The sequence below is a fragment of the Gimesia chilikensis genome, assembly GCF_007744075.1.
Classification (GTDB): domain Bacteria; phylum Planctomycetota; class Planctomycetia; order Planctomycetales; family Planctomycetaceae; genus Gimesia; species Gimesia chilikensis_A.
The window spans coordinates 586634-608282 of record NZ_CP036266.1 but is presented as its reverse complement, the minus strand read 5'-3'; the positions used below and the strand labels follow the sequence as shown (position 1 = coordinate 608282).

Sequence of the window (21649 nt, the reverse complement as noted above, 5' to 3'; positions counted from 1 at the left end):
CTTGATATTCTTCCACTGTATCATTGGTCTGTCTGTGCCTTCATCGCCAGCTCATCTTCATGCTTCTGAATGAGATGGAAAAACAGTTCTTCCATATCCGATTCGTGATATTGTTCCTCGAGTTCAGGAATACTGCCGATTGCCAGGATGGTACCTTTATAAATCACCGCCACCCGGTCGCAGAGTTTTTCCACTTCCCGCATGATGTGTGTCGAAAAGATGATGCATTTACCCTCTTCGCGCAAAGCTTCCACCGTCTTCAGAACCGCTCGTGCTACCAGCACATCCAAGCCTGAAGTCGGCTCGTCAAAGATTAACACCGGCGGATCGTGCACGATCGTACGGGCGATTGAAACTTTCTGCTTCATCCCCGTGGACATCTTTGAGCCCAGCATGTCCCGAATGTCCTGCATCTGCAGCGTGGTGAAGATCCACTCCAGCCGCTCCTGCAGGGGGCCTTCTTCAATACCGTACAGTCGCCCGAAGTATTCGACCATCTCCCAGGCCGTCATCCGGTCATAGATTCCCGTATTGCCTGACATGAAGCCGATATGGGAGCGGACTTCCTGAGGATGCGTTCGCACGTCATAACCGGCCACGGTCGCGGTTCCGGATGTGGGTTGCAGCACGGTGCTCAACAATCGCAGACAGGTTGTCTTACCTGCACCGTTGGGTCCCAGCAGGCCGAAGATTTCTCCGGCCTGGACATCGAAGCTCACTGAATCGAGTGCGACAATGCTGCCACGTCGCAAATCATCGAAACTTTTACTCAGTTGCTCGATGTGAATCATATTCGTCCATTATTCCTGCTGCCCGATACACCTGTCGACCTTCAACAGGAAATCGACAGACCGAAGAGGCTTACCGATATTTCATTAATATAAGCAAGCATAACCTATCATGGCGAATCGGCTGCACTGAGCTGTTTCTCTGACCGATTTTCTCTCAGTTCAGCACGGGCAGAGGAACGCGACCTGAACCCCTTGCAGGACCATTAGAATCAGGATCATCGATATATTCATAAAAGACATTCCGCTGCCGGGGAATGTATCCCGATTCCGTAATACAGCGACGAATTGTCTCAACTGTCAGATGATGAGTTGTTCCCGCCTGGGAAACCACATTCTCTTCAATCATCAGGCTGCCCATATCATTGGCACCAAAGAAGAGTGCCATCTGCCCCGTCTTTTCTCCCTGTGTCACCCAGGAGGACTGGATATTCTTAAAGTTATCGAGGTACAGACGGCTCACAGCCTGGGTCTTCAGATATTCGAATGCCCCGGCAGGTGGTACGTAATCCATATCGGTATGATCAGGCTGCAGCGTCCAGCAGATGAATGCCGAAAAGCCGCCCGTCTCATCCTGCAGTTCACGCAGGCGATCCAGGTGCTCAATCCGCTCAGCCAGTGTCTCGATATGGCCGAACATCATCGTGGCACTCGAGATGCCCCCCAGTTCGTGCCATACCCGATTCACTTCCAGCCATTCGTCGGTCAGCGCTTTGCCGCGGGTAATTTCCTTGCGGACCCGGTCCACGAGGATCTCGCCTCCCCCGCCGGGCAGACTACCCAGGCCGGCATCTTTCAACCGCTGCAGCACTTCGCGGAGAGGCAGCTTGTTGACCTTGGTGAAGTGATGCAGTTCCGGCGGACTGAAGCCATGCACGTTTACGGTCGGATATCGTTCCCGCAGATCGCGGAGCAGATCTTCATACCACTCCAGCTTCAGAGTCGGGTGCAGACCTCCCTGCAGCAGGATCTGGTCTCCCCCCAGTTCGATGGTCTCTTCGATTTTCTGATACAGCTGCTCCGGCTTGAGCACATACACGTCCGGCGACTTCGGATTCCGGTAAAACGCACAGAAATCACAGACCGCCGTACAGGAATTCGAATAGTTGATATTCCGGTCGATGTTATAGGTCCGGTAAGGCTCGGGGTGCAGTCGCTTCGTGACTTCGTTGGCTGCCTTGCCCAGCGCAACCAGATCGTGAGACTCCATCAGCTTGAGCCCCTCTTCTCGGTTCAGACGTTCGCCGGCGACTGCTTTATCCAGCAGAGATGCAATTTCGGAAGACAAGAGGAACCCCCTCGGGAGCAAGTCCCGTTTTAATGGCTAATTCTTGAAACAGCTGCAATCCGCAACGCTCTGCAGATCCCAGATAAAAACTCAGATTATTCTTCAGATAGCTTTCTGCCACCGCCACGTCAATGCCCAGCTTAGGTGCTTCCCGTCGGGCAATCTCGTCCAGCATCGATACACCCCTGTCGCGTGCCTGACATAACGCGGTCTCCAGCGATCCGGTATCCTGATCCCTACGGACGGCCCACATCGCGAAGACGAACGGCAGCCCTGTCCAGCGCAACCACTCTTCGCCTAGATCCCAAGTCGCAGCGAACTTCGTACTTGGTGTATGAATCGCCCGATCGCCGATCAGCAGGATCGCATCTGCGGTTGTTGCTTCAATGGTCTGTTCGATCGGCAGCGGTTCCACTTCCGGAAACACGCCGTACTGCTCCGCCAGCATGATTCTGACCAGCGTCGCACTCGTCCGCGAGCCCATGTCCAGTGCCAGTCGCTTGATTTTGCCCAGAGGCACGCGGCTATACATTTTCACACTCAGCACCGGCCCCTGAGTCGCCACACAGGCATTGGAAATCACTTCATAGTGGGGACTGCGAATGACTTCAATTGAGGGAATGAGCCCCACATCAATTCGCCCCTCAGCCAGATCATCAGCCAGCAGGCTGGGATAATCCAACATCAGTTCAGCATTATCCGCGAGATCTTCCAGATCCTGAATCAGCGGTTTCGAATTGAGATAAGAGACCGCCCCCACACGAATCGGGGGGGGAACCACGTCTGACATTCTCGTTTGGCTTTCATTCCCGGTTGCATTTTGCAGCTTATTATAACCGGCCGTCTTCATCTCGCAATCAGCTCGCATTTATGGATCAACACGTCTGAAACGGGCACTGATGCACATTCCGATCGTTGGTGTTACAATTCAAAGTTACTTACGCTTACATTGATATCGTAGACGCAGATAGTATTCTAGCAGTTTACGTCCTCTCTATCAGGGACTATCCGAAGGAAAATTTGAGGACAGCACGAAATAGCCTCAAATTACAGTCGAATTGACAGCTACAGACAGCAGAAAGCCCCCCAGAATGTCAGACAGTAGACAAATGAAAGTCGGTTTTATTGGTGCAGGACGCATGGCGACCGCCCTGGCAGGAGGCCTGATTTCCTCCGGTTTCACTTCTGCAGAAAACGTCTGTGCCAGCGACACTTACGAGTCAGCCCGGGAAAAATTTGCCCACGAAACCGGTGCAACTACTCTTGAGGCCAATCTCACCGTCGCTGAACAGTCCGACATCGTGATCCTCGCAGTCAAACCGCAGCAGCTCCCCGACGTTCTGCAGGAACTGAAAGGCACAATTACCGGGAAACAGCTGCTGGTCTCCATCGCCGCTGGTTCTCCACTCTCTCTCTTCCTCGAGACTCTCGGGGATTCCATCCGCGTGATCCGCGTCATGCCTAACACCCCCTGTCTGGTGAAACAGGGGGCCTCTGCATTCGCCCGGGGAGGCAATGCGACAGAAGCCGATGCCAGCCTGGTCGACTCCCTGCTCTCCACCGTCGGCACCGCCGTCGAAGTGCCCGAGTCACAACTCGACGCCGTCACCGGACTGTCCGGCTCCGGTCCCGCTTATATTTATCAGATCATTGAAGCCCTCAGCGATGGCGCCGTGCGGATGGGACTCCCCCGCCACGTCGCTACTCAGCTCGCTGCACAGACGGTGAAAGGCGCCGCGGAGATGGTGCTCGAAACCGGTGAACATCCCGGTGCCCTTAAAGATGCGGTCACCAGTCCAGGTGGTACCACGATCGCCGGCATCCACGCCCTTGAATCGGGAGGCCTGCGCAGCAGCCTCATGAACGCCGTCGCTGCGGCCACACTCCGTTCCATCGAGTTAGGCAAAAAATCCTGACCAGAACCTTGCTGATACTTGGCCAGCAACCGGGGTTCGTGCTGCGCGTGCCGCTTCTTTAATTTTCCTAACCAACTTGTGTTCCCTGCCCGTTTTTCGCAGAATGAATCAATATTGATTTATCAGATCCCACCAGAATTCATCGGGAGCTCCAGCCATGAGGCACCATTCAGTCCGCACTCTACTCGTCTTCTGCAGCCTGCTTTCTCTCAGTTTTTCGCGATTGTCAGCCGCTGAACCCGACCTGCAGAACTGTCTGAAACAACCGATCCTGGAAAAAGATCAGCCTTGGAAAGAGGTACAGGCATTTATCGCTCCCAAAGTCCCCGGCATGCCCGAAGTCAGCAGCGTCGCCGAATGGGAAAAGGTCAATAACCGCATTCGCAAAGAGGTTCTGGACAAAGTCGTCTATCGTGGTGAAGCCGCCAAATGGCGCGACACGAAACTGAACGTCGTCTGGGGAGAGACCATCCCCGGCGGTCCCGAATACAAAATCCAGAAACTTCGCTTCGAAGCCGTCCCCGGACTCTGGGTCCCCGCCCTGCTTTACATTCCCAATGACCTGACGGGCAAAGTTCCTGTCGTGATGAACGTCAACGGTCACGACCGCAATGATGGAAAAGCCGCCGACTACAAACAGGTCCGCTGTATCAATCAGGCCAAGCGCGGCATGCTGGCTCTCAACGTCGAATGGCTCGGCATGGGTCAGCTCAACTCTCCCGGCTTCACACACTACAAGATGAACCAGCTCGACCTGTGTGGCACCAGCGGGCTTGCTCCCTTTTATCTCGCGATGAAAAAAGGGCTCGATGTTCTACTCACGCATCCTAACGCTGACCCCCGGCGCGTCGCAGTCGCAGGCCTCTCTGGAGGTGGCTGGCAGACGATCTTTATCAGCTCCCTCGACGAACGGGTCACCCTCTCCAATCCGGTAGCCGGTTACTCGAGCTTCCTCACCCGTAACTATCACACCAAAGACCTGGGTGATTCCGAACAGACACCCAACGACCTGGCGCTCTATGCAGACTATACACACCTGACCGCGATGCGGGCCCCCCGTCCGACCTTGCTGACCAACAACTCGAAAGACAACTGCTGCTTCGAATCGGGATACGCCCAGCCCCCACTGCTCAAGGCGGCCTTCCCAATCTTCAAGCTCTACGGCAAAGAAGAAAATCTGCAGAAGCACATCAACGACGATCCCGGCACGCACAACTTCCTCAAAGACAATCGCGAAGCCCTCTATCGCATGCTCTCAGCACACTTCTCCGAACCCGGCAAACCGCTGACAGTCGAAGAAATCCCCTGTGACGAAGAATTGAAAACAGCGGAGGAACTGCAGGTCGAACTCCCCGCTGACAATGCGGACTTCCACACTCTGGCCCTTAAACTCAGTCAGGATCTGCCTCGCCCCGCGAAAAAGACCACACCTGAAAAACAACGGGCAGCACTCAAAAAACTCATCTCTGCCCCAGAGTCAAAAGTCATCGGCACTAAGGTCGACCACAAATCAGCAGGCGACACCAAAGTCACCTTCTGGAAACTGAACGTCGATCAGAACTGGACCGTCCCTGCCGTGGTATTTTCACGAGGTTCTGCAAAATCCACCACTATCGTCGTCGCAGATGCAGGCCGTCAGAGTCTGGCAGCAACAGTTGAAACATTGCTGGCACAAGGACAGAACGTGCTCGCCGTCGATCCTTTCTACTTCGGCGAATCGAAAATCAGTCAGCGTGACTTCCTGTATGGTCTGCTTGTCGCTGCCGTGGGAGAACGCCCCCTGGGCATTCAGGCCAGCCAGCTCGCTGCCATCGCCCGCTGGTTGAAAACCGACCAGAAGCAGTCCACCATTCAGATCCAGTCCGTCGGCCCCCGCAGCAGCCTGTTCACACTCGTCGCGGCTGCGATCGAACCCGCAGCCATCTCAGGTGTCAGGCTGCAGGATTCTTACGGGTCCCTCAAGGAAGTACTCGAAGAGGATAAAGCTGTCAGCCAGGCACCCGAACTCTTCTGCTTCGGTCTGCTCAAAGCTTTCGATATTAAAGAACTCACCGAACTTGCAGGCCGGGACCGGGTCACCTTCCTTTCCCCCTCCGAACGGGTCAAACGTGAACTTTCCGAGGTAGAGATTCAGAAAGACGTGGACTACCTGGGCGCAGGCCGCGAGGAAAAACTCGATCTCTATCTTCCCGATTCCCGCTTGCGGAAAGGCCCGTACCCCGCCGTCGTGATTATTCATGGCGGGGGCTGGCATGGCGGTGACAAAGGCGCCCGTCGCGAAATCAACATCGGCACCAACCTGGCTAAAGCCGGCTACGTCTGTGCCAGCATCAACTACCAGTTGGCAAAAAGACATTCTCGCTTTACTGATAACCTCAAACAGGTCTGGCCAGGCCACTTGCAGGATTGTAAAACCGCCGTTCGCTTTCTCAGAAAACATGCCAACAAATATCACATCGACGCCGACCACATCGGAGCGATCGGTGGTTCCGCCGGCGGACACCTGGTCGCGATGCTGGCTGTGACTGGCGACGATCCACAGCTCGAACCTGAAGAGCCCTATGCAGGCCTTTCGTCCCGCATCCAGGCAGTGGTCCCCATGTACGGTGCGCATGACCTGATTGCCCTGGCGAAATCTCGTGACTTGCTGAGCTCCTTCTCGGAAGAAGAAAAGTCACTCAGCAAACAGGCCTCTGCAGTATCGCATATTTCAGACGATGATCCCCCCTTCCTCATCCTGCACGGAACCCGCGACACTCTGGTCCCGGTAGAACAGTCAGAGCTCCTGCAGGCAGCACTGAAAAAGGGTGGTATCCCTACCGAACTCATCATAATCGAAGGCGCTCCACACAGCTTTCACCTCCAACCCAAACAGCGTGACCTCCGACCTGCGGTCATCGGCTTCTTTGATCAGCACCTCAAGCCACAGAAGTAATGCATTTCCGTGGAGTTGACATTCCCGGGGTACCTGCTATAAAATCATAAAAATGTAGCCTTGGCTACATTTAAGCACTCCGCACGCACTAAACCCTTACCGGAGCATACTTTATCATGAGAAAGCTCTTCGCTTTCACCCTGGTGTTAATCGGCCTGGTCGGCTGTCAGTCGCAGGATAATTCGACGCCCCAGACTAAAAACAAGGAATCCGGAGCCAATATCCAGTACCCGATCCCTGTCGCAGCAACCGTAGGGATGGTCGCCGATCTTGTTAAAAATGTGGGACAGGAATATGTCGACGTGAAACAGATCATGGGTACCGGCGTCGACCCCCACATGCATAAAGCAAGTCGCGATGATGTGGTGGCGATTATGAACGCAGATGTTGTCTTCTATTCCGGTCTGATGCTCGAAGGCAAAATGACCGACACCCTGATCAAGGTCTCGCGCAATAAACCGGTCTATGCGGTGACCGAACTGATCAACGAAAAAACGCTTCTGGAACCGGATGATTTTAACGGCCACTACGACCCCCATGTCTGGATGGATGTCTCTGCCTGGTCTCAATGTGTTGACGCCGTTAAAGACGCCCTCTCCCAATACGACCCGCAACACGCGGATGTCTATGAGAAGAATGCTGCTTCCTATAAACAGAAACTGGAGCAACTGCACAAGTACGGCCTGGAAACATTGAAATCAATCCCGGAAGACAGCCGCACATTGATCACCTCTCATGATGCTTTCAATTATTTCGGCCGAGCTTATGGACTCGATGTTCAAGGCGTACAGGGCATCTCCACCGAATCAGAAGCTGGTCTGAAACGGATTAACGAACTCGTCGATCTGCTGGTGAAGAAAAAAATCAAAGCGGTCTTCGTGGAAAGCAGTGTCTCTAAAAAGAATATTACCGCTCTGATTGAAGGATCCCGCGCGCAGGGGCATCAGATCGAAATCGGAGGAGAACTGTTCTCAGATGCCATGGGTGAACCGGGAACATACGAAGGAACGTATCTCGGTATGCTCGACCACAACATCACCATCGTGGCCCGGGCGCTGGGAGGCACTGCCCCGGAAAAAGGCATGCAGGACAAACTCACTCCCTGAGAAACACAGCTCAGTCTCTACTTTTCTTCAGAGCCAACATGAATCAATCCAGTTCGACGAATTCAACCGAAAACCAGAGTCCGATCACGCAGACCGATTTGTCACCTGCTGAGATCCCCCTCTCCGTGTATGACCTGACGGTCGCGTATCACCGGAAACCTGTGATCTGGGATGTCAGCTTCGATATTCCGCCGGGGAAACTGGTCGGAATCATTGGTCCGAACGGAGCAGGCAAAAGTACGCTCATCAAAGCCATCATGGAACTGATTCCCAGAGCCTCGGGCCGCGTCAACATCTTCGGTAAACCATATCAGAAAAACCGGCACCGCGTGGGCTACGTGCCTCAGCGGGAAAGCGTTGACTGGGATTTTCCCGTCGATGCTCTCGATGTTGTCACGATGGGACTCTACAGCGAGATCGGCTGGTGCCTGCCTGTCCGCAAGAAACATCGCGAACGCGCACTGGATGCCCTCGAACGCGTGGGGATCGCAGACTATGCCCGGCGACAGATCAGCCAACTCTCCGGCGGACAGCAGCAGCGGACCTTCCTCGCCCGTGCGCTGGTTCAGGATGCCGATCTGTATTTGATGGACGAACCGTTCGCCGCCGTCGATGCCGCCACCGAAAAAGCCATTGTAAAAATCCTGCAGGAAATGAAACAGGCCGGCAAAACGGCCCTCGTGATTCATCACGACCTGCAGACCGTCCCCGAGTATTTTGACTACGTCATTCTGCTCAACATGCGTGTCATCGATCACGGTCCGACCGAGCAGGTCTTCACTCCGGAGAACCTGCAGAAAACTTATGGCGGCCGTCTCACTCTGCTGGAAGAAGCCACCGAAACGATGCGCCGCAGGGAGCAGTCGCTATGAATCTCAGCGCGCGGATGCTGATTCTGCTGCTCCTGCTGAGTCCCGGCCAGGTTCTCCTGGCTGCCGAAGGCAAGTCCATTCAGACACAGCGGTCCATCACCGATCGCAGTATTGAATGGCCTGCCTGGGAAGACTGGCGACGCGTCTTCTTCATGCAGGACTATAACACCCGGGTTGTCATCCTGGGTACGACGCTCCTGGGAATGTCCGCTGGCATGATCGGCAGCTTCGCCCTGCTTCGCAAACGCGCCCTGATGGGTGACGCCCTCAGCCATGCGACACTTCCCGGCATCGCGATCGCCTTCATCATCGGCAGCACCCTGGGGCTCAATGGTAAGTCGCTGCCTCTTCTGTTAACCGGAGCAGCCATCAGTGGTCTCTTTGGAATTGCTGGTATCCTGATGATTCGCAACCTGACCCGACTCAAGGAAGATGCGGCCCTCGGCATCGTACTCAGCGTCTTCTTCGGCGCGGGAATCGCGCTGCTCAATATCGTACAGCAGATGCAGACCGGGCACGCCGCCGGCCTTGAATCATTCATCTATGGAAAAACCGCTTCCATGATCGCCAGCGATGCCTGGTTGATCGGCGGTGCGGGTCTGACTTGTGTACTCGTGGCCTTACTGCTGTATAAGGAACTGACACTGCTGTGTTTCGATGAAGGCTTCGCCGATTCGCGAGGCTTTCCGGTAGTGCTGCTCGACACACTCCTCATGGGACTGGTTGTGATCGTGACAATCATCGGTCTGCAGGCGGTGGGTCTGATCCTGATGATCTCTCTGCTCGTAATTCCCCCTGCAGCCGCACGTTTCTGGACAGAAAAAATGTTCTGGCTGACAGTGGTCGCGGTGGTGCTGGGAGCTTTGAGCGGGATGATTGGTTCGGGCATGAGTGCGATTTTCCCCAATCTCCCCTCCGGGGCAATGATCGTTCTCGTCGCGACCGCCATGTTCCTGTTCAGTATGATTTTTGGCGTTCCCCGTGGGATCCTGGTTCGCAAGTACCGTCGTTATGAACTGAATACCAAGGTCAATCGCCAGCACCTGTTGCGCGGCCTTTATGAATACCTCGAAGCACATCAGCAACTCCCGATCGGGGTGACTGACAGTGCACCACCGGTCTCACTCTCTGCCCTGGAGCAGCTGCGGAGTTGGTCCCTGCCTGCCCTCAAGAAAATCATTCGCAGTGCCCAGGACGAACGTCTGGTGACGTTACTCTCAGACAATCGCGTGCAACTGACACTCTCTGGATTGAAAGAAGCCGCCCGTGTTGTGCACGAGCATCGCCTCTGGGAACTCTACCTGATTACCTACGCAGACGTCGCTTCCAGTAAAGTCGATCAGGATGCCGACGCGATTGAGCACGTTCTCGAACCGGAAGTGATCGCTGAACTGGAATCCCTGCTGGTCCGCCAGTCGACGGAAGGGATTCTGCAGAGTCCGCATGATATAGATCTGCCTCAATCACTGAGTACCCCCACTTTCAGGAGGACCACCTGATGGGCGGACTCGCACAATGGAGCTGGGCACTGGATGGCTGGATCATCGTCGCGGGCATGTTGTGTGCTGCCGCAACGGCCCTGCTGGGTAACTTTCTTGTGCTCCGTAAAATGAGCATGCTCGGCGATGCGATCACGCACGCCATCTTGCCGGGTCTGGCCGCAGCCTTCTTAATCAGTGACTCCCGCAGCAGCCTGCCCATGTTTGTCGGTGCTGTTATTGCCGGCATTTTGACTGCGCTGTTCACGGAGTGGATTCGCGGCTTTGGAAAAGTGGATGAAGGTGCCTCGATGGGCGTCGTCTTCACCTCCCTGTTTGCCCTGGGGCTGGTGATGATTGTCCAGGCAGCCGATCGTGTGGATCTCGATCCGGGTTGCGTCCTTTATGGAGCGATCGAACTCACTCCCGCCGACACCGTCCTGGTCGCCGGCTGGGAAATCCCCCGCGTGGTCTTTGTCCTCTCCATCGTACTGCTGATCAACCTGCTGTTTGTCATCCTGTTTCTCAAAGAGCTCAAGCTCAGTTCTTTCGACCCGGCCCTGGCTACGACCACAGGCTTCAATGCAACGTTCATTCATTACGCGCTGATGACTCTGGTCGCGATCACCGCGGTCGCCAGCTTTGAAGCAGTCGGCAATATTCTGGTCGTCGCCATGTTCGTGGTACCCCCTGCGGCCGCTTATATGCTCACCGATCGACTGGGAGTCATGCTGGTCCTCAGTGTACTGCTGGCGATGCTCTCCGCCATCATCGGGCACATCAGTGCCATTACCGTCCCCTACTGGTTTGGTTTTCAGAGTACTTCGACAGCCGGCATGATGGCGGTCGCCGCAGGTCTACTGTTTATCATCGCCGCCCTGTTCGGCCCTCGACATGGCGTGGTCATCGTCTTCCTGAGACGCCAGTTTCTGGCCTGGCAGATTCTCGCGGATGACATCGTCGCCCTGATGTACCGCATCGAAGAACGGGATCCTGAACTCAGGCCCGATGCCCTCTACCTGCGAGACATCCTCTTTTCCCGACCGTTGCCCACCAGCCTGACACTCGGCTACCTCGTGCGGCACAGCCAGCTCGTACACGCCAACGGAACCTACACCCTGACCGATACCGGTCGCGACCGGGCTCGGCAGCTCGTCCGCTCGCATCGACTCTGGGAACACTACCTCGTCGAACACGCCGGCATGTCGACGGAAACGATTCACCGCCAGGCCGAACAGCTCGAGCATTTCACCGACCGGGAACTCCGCGACCGCCTCAACGCCGATACCCTCGATACTGACCAGGATCCCCACGGCCGTCCGATCCCTCCCGAAGAGCACGCTCCCTGATTCAGGTCCTCCCCGACAGGTTCCTCTGGCATTTTCCAAGCCGCACACATATAATCATTCATTGATATTTCAAAGTTCCACCCGAGTGCGTCATCGGGTGCTCCAGAGCGGGATAAAATCAAATGACGGGCAATTACTGCAGTGGACCGGTGAACCGACGCGAGTTTATGCGCATCGGCTCACTCGCGCTGAGCGGGCTATCACTCCCGCAACTGCTGTCTCTCCGCAGTGAAGCCGCCCCGATCCGACCGGAAACATCCGTCATCCTGCTCTTCCTGCATGGCGGTCCCTCGCAACTGGAAACCTACGACCTCAAACCCGACGCCCCTTCGGATTACCGCTCCCTCTTTAATCCGATCTCCACGAATGTTCCGGGAATGGATCTCTGCGAGCTCTTTCCGCGACAGGCTAAGATCGCAGATAAATTCTCGCTTGTCCGCTCCCTGCACCACGACGTCGGCATCCACAGCGATGGGGGGATCATCGTTCTCACCGGCAAACGTCCTTCGAAACTGGACCCCACTTCACAATCAAAAAGCGAACACCCCGACTTCGGTTCCGTCACCAGTGTTGTCCGCGGCCTCTCCACTGCGGGAACGCCCCCCTATGTCTCGATTCCCTCGAAGTTCTACATGGTCCAGCCCACTTACCTGGGCCTGCAGCACGGACCTTTTGAATCGACCGAGCCTTCTGCAACCAGTTACCGTCCCCCTTCCCTGAAACTGCAGGCCGGCATGGATGGGAAGCATCTGCTCGAACGCCGCCAGCTGCTCAAACAGTTCGATCAACTGCGCAGCGATCTCGATCTCACAGGAGACCTGCACGGCAATGACAAATTCCGCGACCTCGCTTTTCAGATGCTGACCAGTCCCGATGCCGCCCGTTCGTTCGACATTGACCGTGAATCGGACAGCCTGCGCGATCGCTACGGACGCAACATGTGGGGCCAGGGTTGCCTGCTCGCCCGTCGCCTGGCGGAAGCCGGCTGTGGTGTCGTCTCGCTGTTCTTCAACACCCCGAAGACCGGGCAGGAATTCACGAACTGGGACGATCACATTCTCAACGCGGGACGCCCCGGCCATTTCGCGAAATACATGCAGGTCCGTCTCCCGTACATGGATCAGGCTCTGGCCACGCTCATTGAGGACATCCACGAACGCAGCCTGGATAAGAAAATCATGGTTGTCGCCGTCGGTGAATTCGGACGTACTCCCAGACTCTCTTCCAACAGCTCAGGGACGGGACGCAACCACTGGCCCCAGGCTTATACAGCCCTCTTCTCAGGAGGCAATCTGAAAATGGGACAGGTCGTTGGTGCCACCAACTCCAAGGCCGAATATCCGACCCATAATCCTCACACGCCACAGGATATGCTGGCCACGATCTACCGTCACCTGGGCATCGATTACTCTCGCTCCCTCGTCGACCATCAGGGACGACCGATTCCCATCCTGCCGCACGGCAAACCGATTGCCGGGCTGATTTGAGTATCCGGCTAACTCGGCATCAAATCTTTAATACCCCGCATCAGATGCTGATCCACTTCCGGGCCGCTGAAAGCCACGCTGACTTCATAGCCCCCCTGGAAGTAAGCTTCCGCAGTCGGCAGATACCAGGGACCGCCGTCCCCGTAGCCAGCCACCGCCATGAATCGTTCGGGGTAGAGCATCTGGGTTCGCAGCTGATATTCGATGAACGGCTCGGCCGGCAGGTGCAGCATGGAAATCTGGTTGACGTGTAGTCCGCTCAACGTAATCGGCTTCTGAGCGGCATGCCGTCGCAACCAGGCCAGTGTGAATGCAGGCCGGTTCCGATGCACCACCCGCCGACTGTGATCATTGATCTGTTTCTCCAGCTCAGCGATGGAAAACGCACGGTTGACCGGGGGCAGGAAATCAGCGGTCGTCCACTGCAGCCGCTTGATCGGTTCGGGACGGAGTTGTGCGGACGCCCGCTCCATCGCCGCAAAGATCCGTTGCGCCAGCACCGGCCGATTCTCGTGGTGATCGCTGTTGTTATACTTGCCTGCATTGATATTGCCCGCACAGCCGGTGAAGTAAACGTGCAGGCAATCGGGGGCATCGTGCTCGGCCTTCAGCTTTCGCGCCTGTCCCACAAACTCACTGTTTACATGCCCCTCGGTACAACAGTAACTGATGGGATGCACCGCGTAGTAATAGCAGGCGGCGACTTTCTCTTTTCCATCATAAAAGGCGACCGTCTTCAACCAGGGATCGATCACGCCGGCCGGCAGATCACGAATATCATCGCTACTGGCCGCCACACTTCGATTCTTCAGGATCTTCCCCTGGTCGTTTAACACCCGCCTGTTGGAAGCCACTTGCTCCACCTCTGCCTGGGCCGAAGCGACATGCGTCAGGCGACGTGGTGATTTCAGACTCTCCTTTACCGCAGACTCCGCCCGTTGGAGACAGGTCTGAAAAAACTGTGGATCCATGTTGGGTGGCAGATCACCTTGCGCCCGCACAATCCGGTCCGTCTCCAGGCAGGCAAACGGGGCATCGTGTTGATGCACGCACTGCACCGCCACGCGGTCTGCAGTCGTGCCGGCGGCTTTTGCCAGTACCTGCCGCAACTGCAAATGGGCATCGTTACAGAGCCCCGTCCAGTCCAGCGTGCAGACAACCACAGGCTGTGGCTCGGTCAACAACACAAAACCCAGCGCTTCCAGCGGTGAATCAATGCGTGATGCGGCAGGAATCCAGCCTCCGCATAACGAGTGACCGATCGGCACAGTGACATCAAAGCGGAAGGGAGCAATCTGGTAAGGCATGGCGTCCTCAGCTGAATCAGGAATGAAACATCCCCTTCAGCATAAATCGCCGTGCTACGAAAAACGAGTGTTTTGGCTTTTTCAGGACAAGTTTAGTGCTCGGACGAAACCGGAACTTCCTCGTTTTCGTGTTCGTGCTGCGGCTCCTGCACCGGCTCCGGATCCCATTCCTTGCCGACAATCAGTCGCGCGCCTCGACGAAAACTGAGGTAAGACCAGGCCCACTGCATAACGACCAGCACCCGGTTCTTGAAACCAGTCAGATAGAAAACATGCACGACCAGCCAGACCACCCAGGCGAAGAAACCGGCTAATTTGAACTTTCCCATCTCGACAATGGCTCGACTGCGACCGATGGTCGCCATCTGTCCTTTGTCGCGGAAACGGAACTCACTGCGGGGTTTGCCCTGGATTTCAGTACGGATATTTTTGCCGATGGATCGCCCCTGCTGCAGTGCCACCGGTGCGGTACCCGGCAAGGGTTTTCCTGTCTGGTGTGTATAACAGGCCTGGTCACCGGCAACGAACACGTTGGGATAATTGGTCAGACTCAGGTCTGGTTCAACCATCACGCGGCCCCGGTTATCAGTCTGCATCCCCTCAGACTGCCCCAACTTGGAAGCTTCCACGCCTGCCGCCCAGAGCACAGTGGCAGCCCGGATTCGTTCGCTCCCCAGTTCGACGCCATCTTCGTTGATGTTAGTTACCACAGACGAAGTCCAGAGCTGAACTCCCAGGTTCTCAAGGTCGCGGGCTGCTCGATTCGCCTGTTCTTCGGAGAACATCGGCAGAATCCGTGGTCCCGCTTCGACCAGGATCACACGAGTATGACTGGGATTGATGCGACGGAAATCCTTGGAGAGGGTAAATCGGCTCATCTCGCCGATCGCCCCTGCCAGCTCAACCCCCGTTGGTCCGCCCCCCACGATCACGTACGTCAGATATTTCTTCTGCTCATCGGGGTCGGTAATCCGCTCTGCATGCTCAAAGGCCGACAGAACCCGCTTACGAATCTCAGTGGCCTGCGAGATGTTCTTTAAGCCTGGAGCGTAAACTTCCCACTCATTATGACCAAAATAACTGTGTGTCGCACCGCAGGCCAGGACGAGGTAATCGTATTCCAGTTCGCCAAAATCAAACTGAACTTTCTTGCCGGGCAGATCGATTGACTGGGCTTCTCCCAGTAGGACACTGGTATTCTTATAGCGGGACAGCAGGCTGCGAATGGGCGTCGCGATATCTGCAGGACTCAGGCCAGCCATGGCGACCTGGTAGAGCAATGGTTGAAACAGATGGTAATTATGGCGGTCAACCAGGGTCACTTCGACGCCGGGAACGCCTCCCAGTTCTAACGCGGCATTCAAGCCGGCAAAACCACCACCGATAATCAGGACCCTTTTAGAGTCTGCCTTGCTGCCGGGGTTTTGTATAGTATTCATCTCAGTAATTATTCAGACAGGACGTTAATGTCAATCAGACAGAAGTAAGCGCCCTCCTCGATGCCGATCACGAAAACACACTATAGCTATTCTAGTCGATCCGTCCATGCACACAAAATAAGTTCCTGAAAAAATCAGCTGGTTCGCAAGAGAATCGATAAAAACAGATGAAAATCAGGCCAGAATTTCATGAAGCACTTCGCCGTGCACATTGGTCAGCCGACGTTCGATCCCGTTGTGATACCAGGTCAGCCGGGTGTGATCGATGCCCAGCAGATGCAGCACGGTGGCATGATAATCGTGCCAGGGAACAACTTTCTCGACCGATTTCCAACCGAATTCGTCGGTGGCTCCATAGCTGATCCCATGTTTGAGACCACCGCCTGCCATCCAGACCGAGAAACCATTCATATTATGATCGCGGCCTGTGCCCACCGTGTTTGAAGCTGACTGCGTGAAAGGCGTCCGGCCAAATTCAGTCGAGAACAGTACCAGCGTGTCTTCCAGCATCCCCCGTTGACGTAAATCCTTCAATAGCCCCGCTACAGGCTGATCGATACGGGTCGCTTCCCGCAGATGATTCCGCTTTACATCCTCATGCCCGTCCCAGTTAATGCGGGGAGAACCAAAAGGGCCTCCCGAAAAGAGCTGCACGAAACGCACCCCCTGCTCCAGCAGACGCCGGGCCAGCAGACAGTTGCGGGCAAAGGGAGCGGTTTCCTCCCGGTCAAAGCCGTACATCCCCCGGGTCGCGGCAGTCTCCCCTGAAAGATCAGTCACCCGCGGTACGGCCAGCTGCATTTTTGCAGCCAGAACGTGGCTGCGGATCCGGGCTTCCAGGTCACTGTTGGCACCAGCGCGTTCGAGGTGAGCCTGATTGAAACGGTTCAACAATTGTCGACTGGCCAGTTCGGTCTGCTCAGAAATCTGCCGTTCAGGAAACAGATCCCGAATGGCGGGGCCTTCGCTCTGAAATGGAACCCCCTGGTGCTGAGCCGGGAGGAAACCGTTGGACCAGTTAATCGTTCCCGCAGCGGGATAGCCGCGGACATCCGGCAGCACGACATAAGAGGGCAGTTCATCGGTCTCGCAACCAAGTCCATAAGACAACCAGGCACCCAGCACCGGAAAACCGTTGAGTCGAAACCCGGTGTTTTCCTGAAATGTGGCGGGGGTATGATTGGCGGAATCTGCTTTCATCGAGCGGATTAGCGTTAATTCATCCGCCTGTGCCGCGATGTGCGGGAACAACTCGGAAATCCACAGACCGCTTTCGCCGCGCTGTTGAAACTCAAAATCGTTCTTTCGCAACAGACCCACTTTGCCGAAAAACGTCTCGGGCTTCTTGTCGGTCGGCATTTCCTTGCCATGCAGTTTTTTGAGCGAAGGTTTATAGTCAAACGAATCCAGATGACTCAACCCGCCGATCAGACAGATATGGACCACCCGTTTCACTCGCGGCGAAAAATGCGGTACCGGAACCGTAGCTTGCTTCGGTGTTGCGCCACGTACAGACTGCTGACGAAGTAACAGATCCATCAGTGCGGTCCCCGCCAGTCCGGTCCCGGCCCAGGAAAAGAAATCACGTCGGGACAATAATTCGTTTTCGAGAGAGAATTTCATATTCTTCTGCTGTGGCTCTGCAAATGACATGGCAGTTTCAATTCACATATAAAAATTCGTTACTGTTCAGCAGCACCCGACATAAGGCGGACAGACCATGTTGAGAAACAAACTCACGTGACACCGCTGCTTCTTCCGGTCTTGGCGGCCGCTGATAAACCAACTCAAAGAGTTCAATCACCTGCTGCCCGGTGTTGTCACTTGAGCGCTGCTTAACCCGCGCGGCCAGATGATCCGACATCCGTAACACAAAGGAATCATTCATCAATGCCAGTGCCTGCAGAGGCGTGGTTGTCGATGCCCGATCGGGAGTGGTCGTAGAAGGATCGGGACAGTCGAACGTTTCCAGCAGCGGATGCCGTCCCCCGCGTGCAGAAAATCGATAGATCGACCTGCGATTAAATTCTTCACCCACGGGATCCAGTGGTTCATAGAACTGGGTCCCCTTGAAGAAATACGATTTGACGTCCTGGTAACCGCGGCCCCCGACTTCAGGATTCAATTTGCCCGCGACTTTCAGGATCGAATCACGAATTGACTCCGCTTCAATCCGTTGCGGACTTTTCCGCCATAACCAGCGGTTGTCGGCATCTACCTGCATTGCCTGCGAATCAACCTCTGAGGACTGACGAAACGTTGCCGAGAGCAGTATCTCACGCTGCAGCGATTTCAGGCTCCAGCCATTTTCTTTTAACTGAATCGCCAGCCAGTCGAGTAGTTCGGGATGACTGCAGCGTCCGCCATTGAAGCCGAAATCATTCGGTGTATTCACCAACCCCTGACCGAAATGATAATGCCAGATCCGATTCACAATTACTCGTGCAAACAGCGGATTGCGGGCATCGGTCACCCAGTTGGCAAATTTCAGGCGGCGTTCCTGATCCGAACTGTCAGCGGCCAGTTGCAGATTACCATCCAGCCCCTCAATCGCCTGCAGTCCCCCCGGTTGAACGACACCCGCTGGTGCCGCCACACTTCCTCGCCTGAGCAAGTGTGAGACTCCCGGATCGCGGGACAAAGCGGCATAGACCTTTACTGGCTGCACGGCCTGCAGCTTTTTGATTTCTGCCTGCAGACCGGTACGCTGTCGACGCAGTTCCTGCCATTGTTGCCGCTGTGTTTCATTCAGAGTCGCCTGCAGTTCTTCTTGAGAAAAGAAGACGCCTCCCCAGCGGGCAGAAGCCTGAATTTCTTCCTGCGTTAACGCCCGATCATACAGGCGTGCCTGACTGACCACGCCTTTGAGCAGTCGATTCCCCCCCGGAGAACCATGGCGTAAACCGAAGAGGACTTCTGTCTTCCCAGCGGGAAATGTCTGCAAACCTTTGGAGCGGTAACCACTCCCGTAAACGGCTCCATTACGATAAGCAGTGATAGTCCCATCCGCGGCATACACCAGGGCAACCTGCACCTCTTTTTCTGAAGCGGTCTTCTCTTCGGGGCCCTGGAATGACTTTGTGCGATTAAAATGATCGCTCCCCGCCAGCCAGTGTCCCGGCTGCTGCTCGCCAAACACAATCGCATCGAAAATATTACCATCGGTTGTCTGTACGCTCAGGACGCCTCCACCTCGCTGCTGCAGATCCGAAAGTTTCACCCAGGCTTCCAGCGTCTTTTCCCCCAGAACTTCAGGCAGGGGGTCTGTTTTCAAAAAGGAACGGTTACCGTCGAGCACCAGTCCCTCAGGCGTCTGCTTTGCAGAACCGTGCAACGTCCCCGAGAGACCTCCCACCAGATCGTCTGTCCCTTTGCGAAAATCCCAGGCAGCGACAGGAGAGGATACCAGCGATGCTTCCGTTGTGTCCCGCCCTTCATTGCGTTTCGCCAGTACACGTTTTCGGGCAACCGTCTCCAGTTGGAAGAGTTGTCCTTGGACTTCTCTCAGTGTCTTCTCTTTCTGGGCGAGAGCTTGTTGAGCTCGATTATAGGCTGGATCGGGCAGATTCCGCTCTCCATGGACGACGCCAGACAGCGCTGCGGCAAACTGGTAATACTCCTGCTGACCGATGGGGTCGAATTTATGATCGTGACAGCGGGCACAGTTTACGGTCAACCCAAGGAATGTCTGCGCCGTCACGCCGACGATATCTTCCAGTTCGTCCTGTTTCATCGTTGCCCGCATCAATGTGCTTTGTGGAATCACGACATCATGGGGGCCCGCCACCAGGAAACCGGTCGCCTTGACCGCTCCGGGGTTGTCGGGCTTGAGCAGATCACCGGCTAACTGCAGCCTGACGAACTGATCGTAGGGCAAATCTTTATTCAGAGCCTGAATCACCCAGTTCCGGTAATGCCAGGCATTCTCACGTGGCTGATCCCGTTCAAACCCGTTGCTTTCACCAAATCGAACCACGTCCAGCCAGTGTCGCGCCCAGTGCTCGCCGTAATGTGGCGATGCCAGCAGGCGATCGATAATCTTCTCATACGCGTCAGCCGAGTTATCATCGACGAACGCTTCCACCTCTTCCGGTTCCGGAGGCAGACCAATCACGGAATAATACAGCCGACGAATCAAAGCACGACGATCCGCTTCAGCACGCGGCTGCAGGCCATGCTCTTTCAGCCGCCGCAAGACGAAGGCATCGATGGGATTCTTGCCCCAGTGTTCGCGCTCACCCGTCGCAACGGGTACTTTTGGTTTTTGCAGAGCCTGCAGCGACCACCAGTCGTAACCGGCCCGCTTTTCCGTTGTCTTACTGAAGGCATCTATGGGATCTGTGCCCCACGGCGCGCCTGCTGCAATCCAGCGGCGGAACAACTGCTTCTCTTCCGCAGACAGGGGATGTTCGGGGGGCATCGCATCCGATTCGATGTATTGCCAGAGCAGACTCTCATCCGGCTTACCTGCCTTCACCGCAGCTCCCGTTTCGCCTCCCTGGAAAGTCAAATCGCGGCGGGAAAGATTCAGCCCCGCTTTGGGATCCAGTCCCGCATGACAGTCCAGGCAGTGACCAGCAATCAACGGAGCGATCACACGGTCAAAGTCCGCCTGCATACGCTCAGGTGTTTCAAAGAGATCGTCTGCCCTGCTGAGTCCCGGTAAAGCTAACCCGAGGAACAACGTCAGCGCCACCCATACTTTCTCGCCTGCGTGCATATCAGAGCTGCTTTCTGCTGCCGTTCGAAAGGAGTGTTGATTCGATAACTTCAATCTTAAACCGATCCCAAAGTGCTTGACACCTTAATCTCGCCCCTTTAATATATTTCACTATTGAAACCTATTTCATATATGAAGTCAACAACAATGCCCGCTCCCGATACAAATCAGAAATCGGCGGCTGCCGCCTCCCCCAGCCTGCAACGGGGCATCGCCCTGCTCGAATATCTGGCGAAGCACTCGCACGGCTGCACGCTCAGCGAACTCAGCGAGGAACTCTCTGTTCCCCAGGCATCGCTGCTGCGGATTGGGAAAGCACTGGAAGAAATGGGATACCTTTCCCGCGACGTCGCTTCCAAAAAATACTATCTGACCAATCGCTTCCTGCAGTTGATTCCCCCCAGTGTCCAGGATCGCCCTTTATCGGAATGCGCGATTGGCCCCATGCGGGAATTACGTGATCTCACCGGAGAAACGACACAGCTCTGCTGTCTGATCGATACGGAAATTGTGATTCTGGAACAGCTGCTGGCACGGCATCCGTTTAAATATTCCGCCGAGATCGGTGCCCGGGCTCCCTGTTACAGTTGTGCTCCGGGCAAAGCTATCGCTGCTTTTCTTCCGGAAAACGAACGCGAAGATCTGGTGAACCGCATCCGCTTTAAACGTTTCACCCCGCACACCATCACCTCGAAACGGGCCTTCCTGAACGAGCTGGACCGGATTCGCAAACGGGGCTACGCCCTGGATCACGAAGAAGGGCTCTCCGGGATTCGCTGTGTGGCTGCTCCTATCCTGGACCGTAACGGCATTGCTATAGCTGCATTCACAATCACTGGTCCCGCAGAACGTATTCCCCAGGACGAATACGAATCGCTGGGGGATATCGTCCAGTCGCGGGCAACTCAGGTCACGCTCACCTTCAATACCTGATCTCACCTGCGGTCCGCTCCTGTAAAGGCGG

The 21649-nt window shown here is 55.5% G+C and carries 15 protein-coding genes; 8 read left to right on the top strand and 7 right to left on the bottom strand.

The features are described 5' to 3' along the window. Positions 1–20: 20 nt before the first annotated feature. The 3 genes from HG66A1_RS02405 to HG66A1_RS02395 all read right to left on the bottom strand — a co-directional run bounded on the left by HG66A1_RS02405 (position 21) and on the right by HG66A1_RS02395 (position 2866). Positions 21–791 carry an ATP-binding cassette domain-containing protein gene (locus tag HG66A1_RS02405; RefSeq protein WP_145180500.1) on the bottom strand — a complete coding sequence of 257 codons (771 nt, stop codon included), beginning with the start codon at positions 789–791 and terminating at the stop codon, positions 21–23. A gap of 154 nt (positions 792–945) precedes the next feature. Beyond that, entirely contained in the window at positions 946–2076 is a 1131-nt protein-coding gene (gene mqnC / locus HG66A1_RS02400) for a cyclic dehypoxanthinyl futalosine synthase (RefSeq protein WP_145180498.1), read from the bottom strand. Continuing rightward, positions 2045–2866, bottom strand: coding sequence for a menaquinone biosynthetic enzyme MqnA/MqnD family protein (locus HG66A1_RS02395; protein WP_232102114.1), 822 nt, complete (start codon positions 2864–2866; stop codon positions 2045–2047). Before HG66A1_RS02395 ends, mqnC begins: the two co-directional genes overlap by 32 nt. Before the next feature lie 301 nt (positions 2867–3167). Here HG66A1_RS02395 and proC point away from each other — a divergent pair, with 301 nt between their 5' ends. From proC to HG66A1_RS02360, 7 genes are all read left to right on the top strand, one after another. Next, positions 3168–3992 (top strand): pyrroline-5-carboxylate reductase, encoded by an 825-nt coding sequence (gene proC, locus HG66A1_RS02390; RefSeq protein WP_145180496.1) that lies wholly within the window; start codon positions 3168–3170, stop codon positions 3990–3992. 157 nt (positions 3993–4149) lie between these two features. Then, on the top strand, positions 4150–6927 hold the full coding sequence (locus tag HG66A1_RS02385; RefSeq protein WP_145180494.1) for an alpha/beta hydrolase: 2778 nt from the start codon (positions 4150–4152) through the stop codon (positions 6925–6927). Positions 6928–7043: 116 nt separating this feature from the next. Then, positions 7044–8033 (top strand): metal ABC transporter solute-binding protein, Zn/Mn family, encoded by a 990-nt coding sequence (locus HG66A1_RS02380; protein ID WP_145180492.1) that lies wholly within the window; start codon positions 7044–7046, stop codon positions 8031–8033. Positions 8034–8071: 38 nt separating this feature from the next. Beyond that, the gene (locus tag HG66A1_RS02375) at positions 8072–8905 is read left to right on the top strand and encodes a metal ABC transporter ATP-binding protein (protein WP_232106740.1); all 834 of its coding nucleotides are present in this window, start codon (positions 8072–8074) and stop codon (positions 8903–8905) included. Beyond that, positions 8902–10404, top strand: coding sequence for an iron chelate uptake ABC transporter family permease subunit (locus HG66A1_RS02370; RefSeq protein WP_145180490.1), 1503 nt, complete (start codon positions 8902–8904; stop codon positions 10402–10404). Before HG66A1_RS02375 ends, HG66A1_RS02370 begins: the two co-directional genes overlap by 4 nt. Beyond that, the gene (locus HG66A1_RS02365) at positions 10404–11732 is read left to right on the top strand and encodes a metal ABC transporter permease (RefSeq protein ID WP_145180488.1); all 1329 of its coding nucleotides are present in this window, start codon (positions 10404–10406) and stop codon (positions 11730–11732) included. The genes HG66A1_RS02370 and HG66A1_RS02365 overlap by 1 nt, the downstream gene beginning before the upstream one ends. A 122-nt stretch (positions 11733–11854) precedes the next feature. After that, complete coding sequence (locus HG66A1_RS02360) at positions 11855–13219, top strand: DUF1501 domain-containing protein (RefSeq protein WP_145180486.1); 1365 nt, start codon at positions 11855–11857, stop codon at positions 13217–13219. An 8-nt stretch (positions 13220–13227) separates the two neighbouring features. Here the strand turns inward: HG66A1_RS02360 and HG66A1_RS02355 are convergent, their stop codons facing one another. From HG66A1_RS02355 to HG66A1_RS02340, 4 genes are all read right to left on the bottom strand, one after another. Next, positions 13228–14526: a hypothetical protein gene (locus HG66A1_RS02355; protein ID WP_145180484.1), complete on the bottom strand. Its 1299-nt coding sequence runs from the start codon at positions 14524–14526 to the stop codon at positions 13228–13230. Positions 14527–14618: 92 nt separating this feature from the next. Further along, a complete protein-coding gene (locus HG66A1_RS02350) occupies positions 14619–15965 on the bottom strand; it encodes an NAD(P)/FAD-dependent oxidoreductase (RefSeq protein WP_145180482.1) in 1347 nt (448 codons plus the stop codon). A gap of 174 nt (positions 15966–16139) precedes the next feature. Continuing rightward, positions 16140–17588, bottom strand: coding sequence for a DUF1501 domain-containing protein (locus HG66A1_RS02345; protein ID WP_197996950.1), 1449 nt, complete (start codon positions 17586–17588; stop codon positions 16140–16142). A 37-nt stretch (positions 17589–17625) separates the two neighbouring features. Beyond that, on the bottom strand, positions 17626–20685 hold the full coding sequence (locus HG66A1_RS02340) for a DUF1553 domain-containing protein (protein ID WP_145180480.1): 3060 nt from the start codon (positions 20683–20685) through the stop codon (positions 17626–17628). Positions 20686–20832: 147 nt separating this feature from the next. Here HG66A1_RS02340 and HG66A1_RS02335 point away from each other — a divergent pair, with 147 nt between their 5' ends. Further along, positions 20833–21618, top strand: coding sequence for an IclR family transcriptional regulator (locus HG66A1_RS02335; protein WP_145180478.1), 786 nt, complete (start codon positions 20833–20835; stop codon positions 21616–21618). The last annotated feature ends 31 nt before the right edge of the window (positions 21619–21649 follow it).

What these genes read in the sequence shown, in the direction of transcription:
- HG66A1_RS02405 (WP_145180500.1), bottom strand. Translation starts at nt 791, where the DNA reads ATGATTCACATCGAGCAACTGAGTAAAAGTTTCGATGATTTGCGACGT.
- HG66A1_RS02395 (WP_232102114.1), bottom strand. Translation starts at nt 2,866, where the DNA reads ATGTCAGACGTGGTTCCCCCCCCGATTCGTGTGGGGGCGGTCTCTTAT.
- proC (WP_145180496.1), top strand. Translation starts at nt 3,168, where the DNA reads ATGTCAGACAGTAGACAAATGAAAGTCGGTTTTATTGGTGCAGGACGC.
- HG66A1_RS02385 (WP_145180494.1), top strand. Translation starts at nt 4,150, where the DNA reads ATGAGGCACCATTCAGTCCGCACTCTACTCGTCTTCTGCAGCCTGCTT.
- HG66A1_RS02380 (WP_145180492.1), top strand. Translation starts at nt 7,044, where the DNA reads ATGAGAAAGCTCTTCGCTTTCACCCTGGTGTTAATCGGCCTGGTCGGC.
- HG66A1_RS02375 (WP_232106740.1), top strand. Translation starts at nt 8,072, where the DNA reads ATGAATCAATCCAGTTCGACGAATTCAACCGAAAACCAGAGTCCGATC.
- HG66A1_RS02370 (WP_145180490.1), top strand. Translation starts at nt 8,902, where the DNA reads ATGAATCTCAGCGCGCGGATGCTGATTCTGCTGCTCCTGCTGAGTCCC.
- HG66A1_RS02365 (WP_145180488.1), top strand. Translation starts at nt 10,404, where the DNA reads ATGGGCGGACTCGCACAATGGAGCTGGGCACTGGATGGCTGGATCATC.
- HG66A1_RS02360 (WP_145180486.1), top strand. Translation starts at nt 11,855, where the DNA reads ATGACGGGCAATTACTGCAGTGGACCGGTGAACCGACGCGAGTTTATG.
- HG66A1_RS02355 (WP_145180484.1), bottom strand. Translation starts at nt 14,526, where the DNA reads ATGCCTTACCAGATTGCTCCCTTCCGCTTTGATGTCACTGTGCCGATC.
- HG66A1_RS02350 (WP_145180482.1), bottom strand. Translation starts at nt 15,965, where the DNA reads ATGAATACTATACAAAACCCCGGCAGCAAGGCAGACTCTAAAAGGGTC.
- HG66A1_RS02345 (WP_197996950.1), bottom strand. Translation starts at nt 17,588, where the DNA reads ATGAAATTCTCTCTCGAAAACGAATTATTGTCCCGACGTGATTTCTTT.
- HG66A1_RS02340 (WP_145180480.1), bottom strand. Translation starts at nt 20,685, where the DNA reads ATGCACGCAGGCGAGAAAGTATGGGTGGCGCTGACGTTGTTCCTCGGG.
- HG66A1_RS02335 (WP_145180478.1), top strand. Translation starts at nt 20,833, where the DNA reads ATGCCCGCTCCCGATACAAATCAGAAATCGGCGGCTGCCGCCTCCCCC.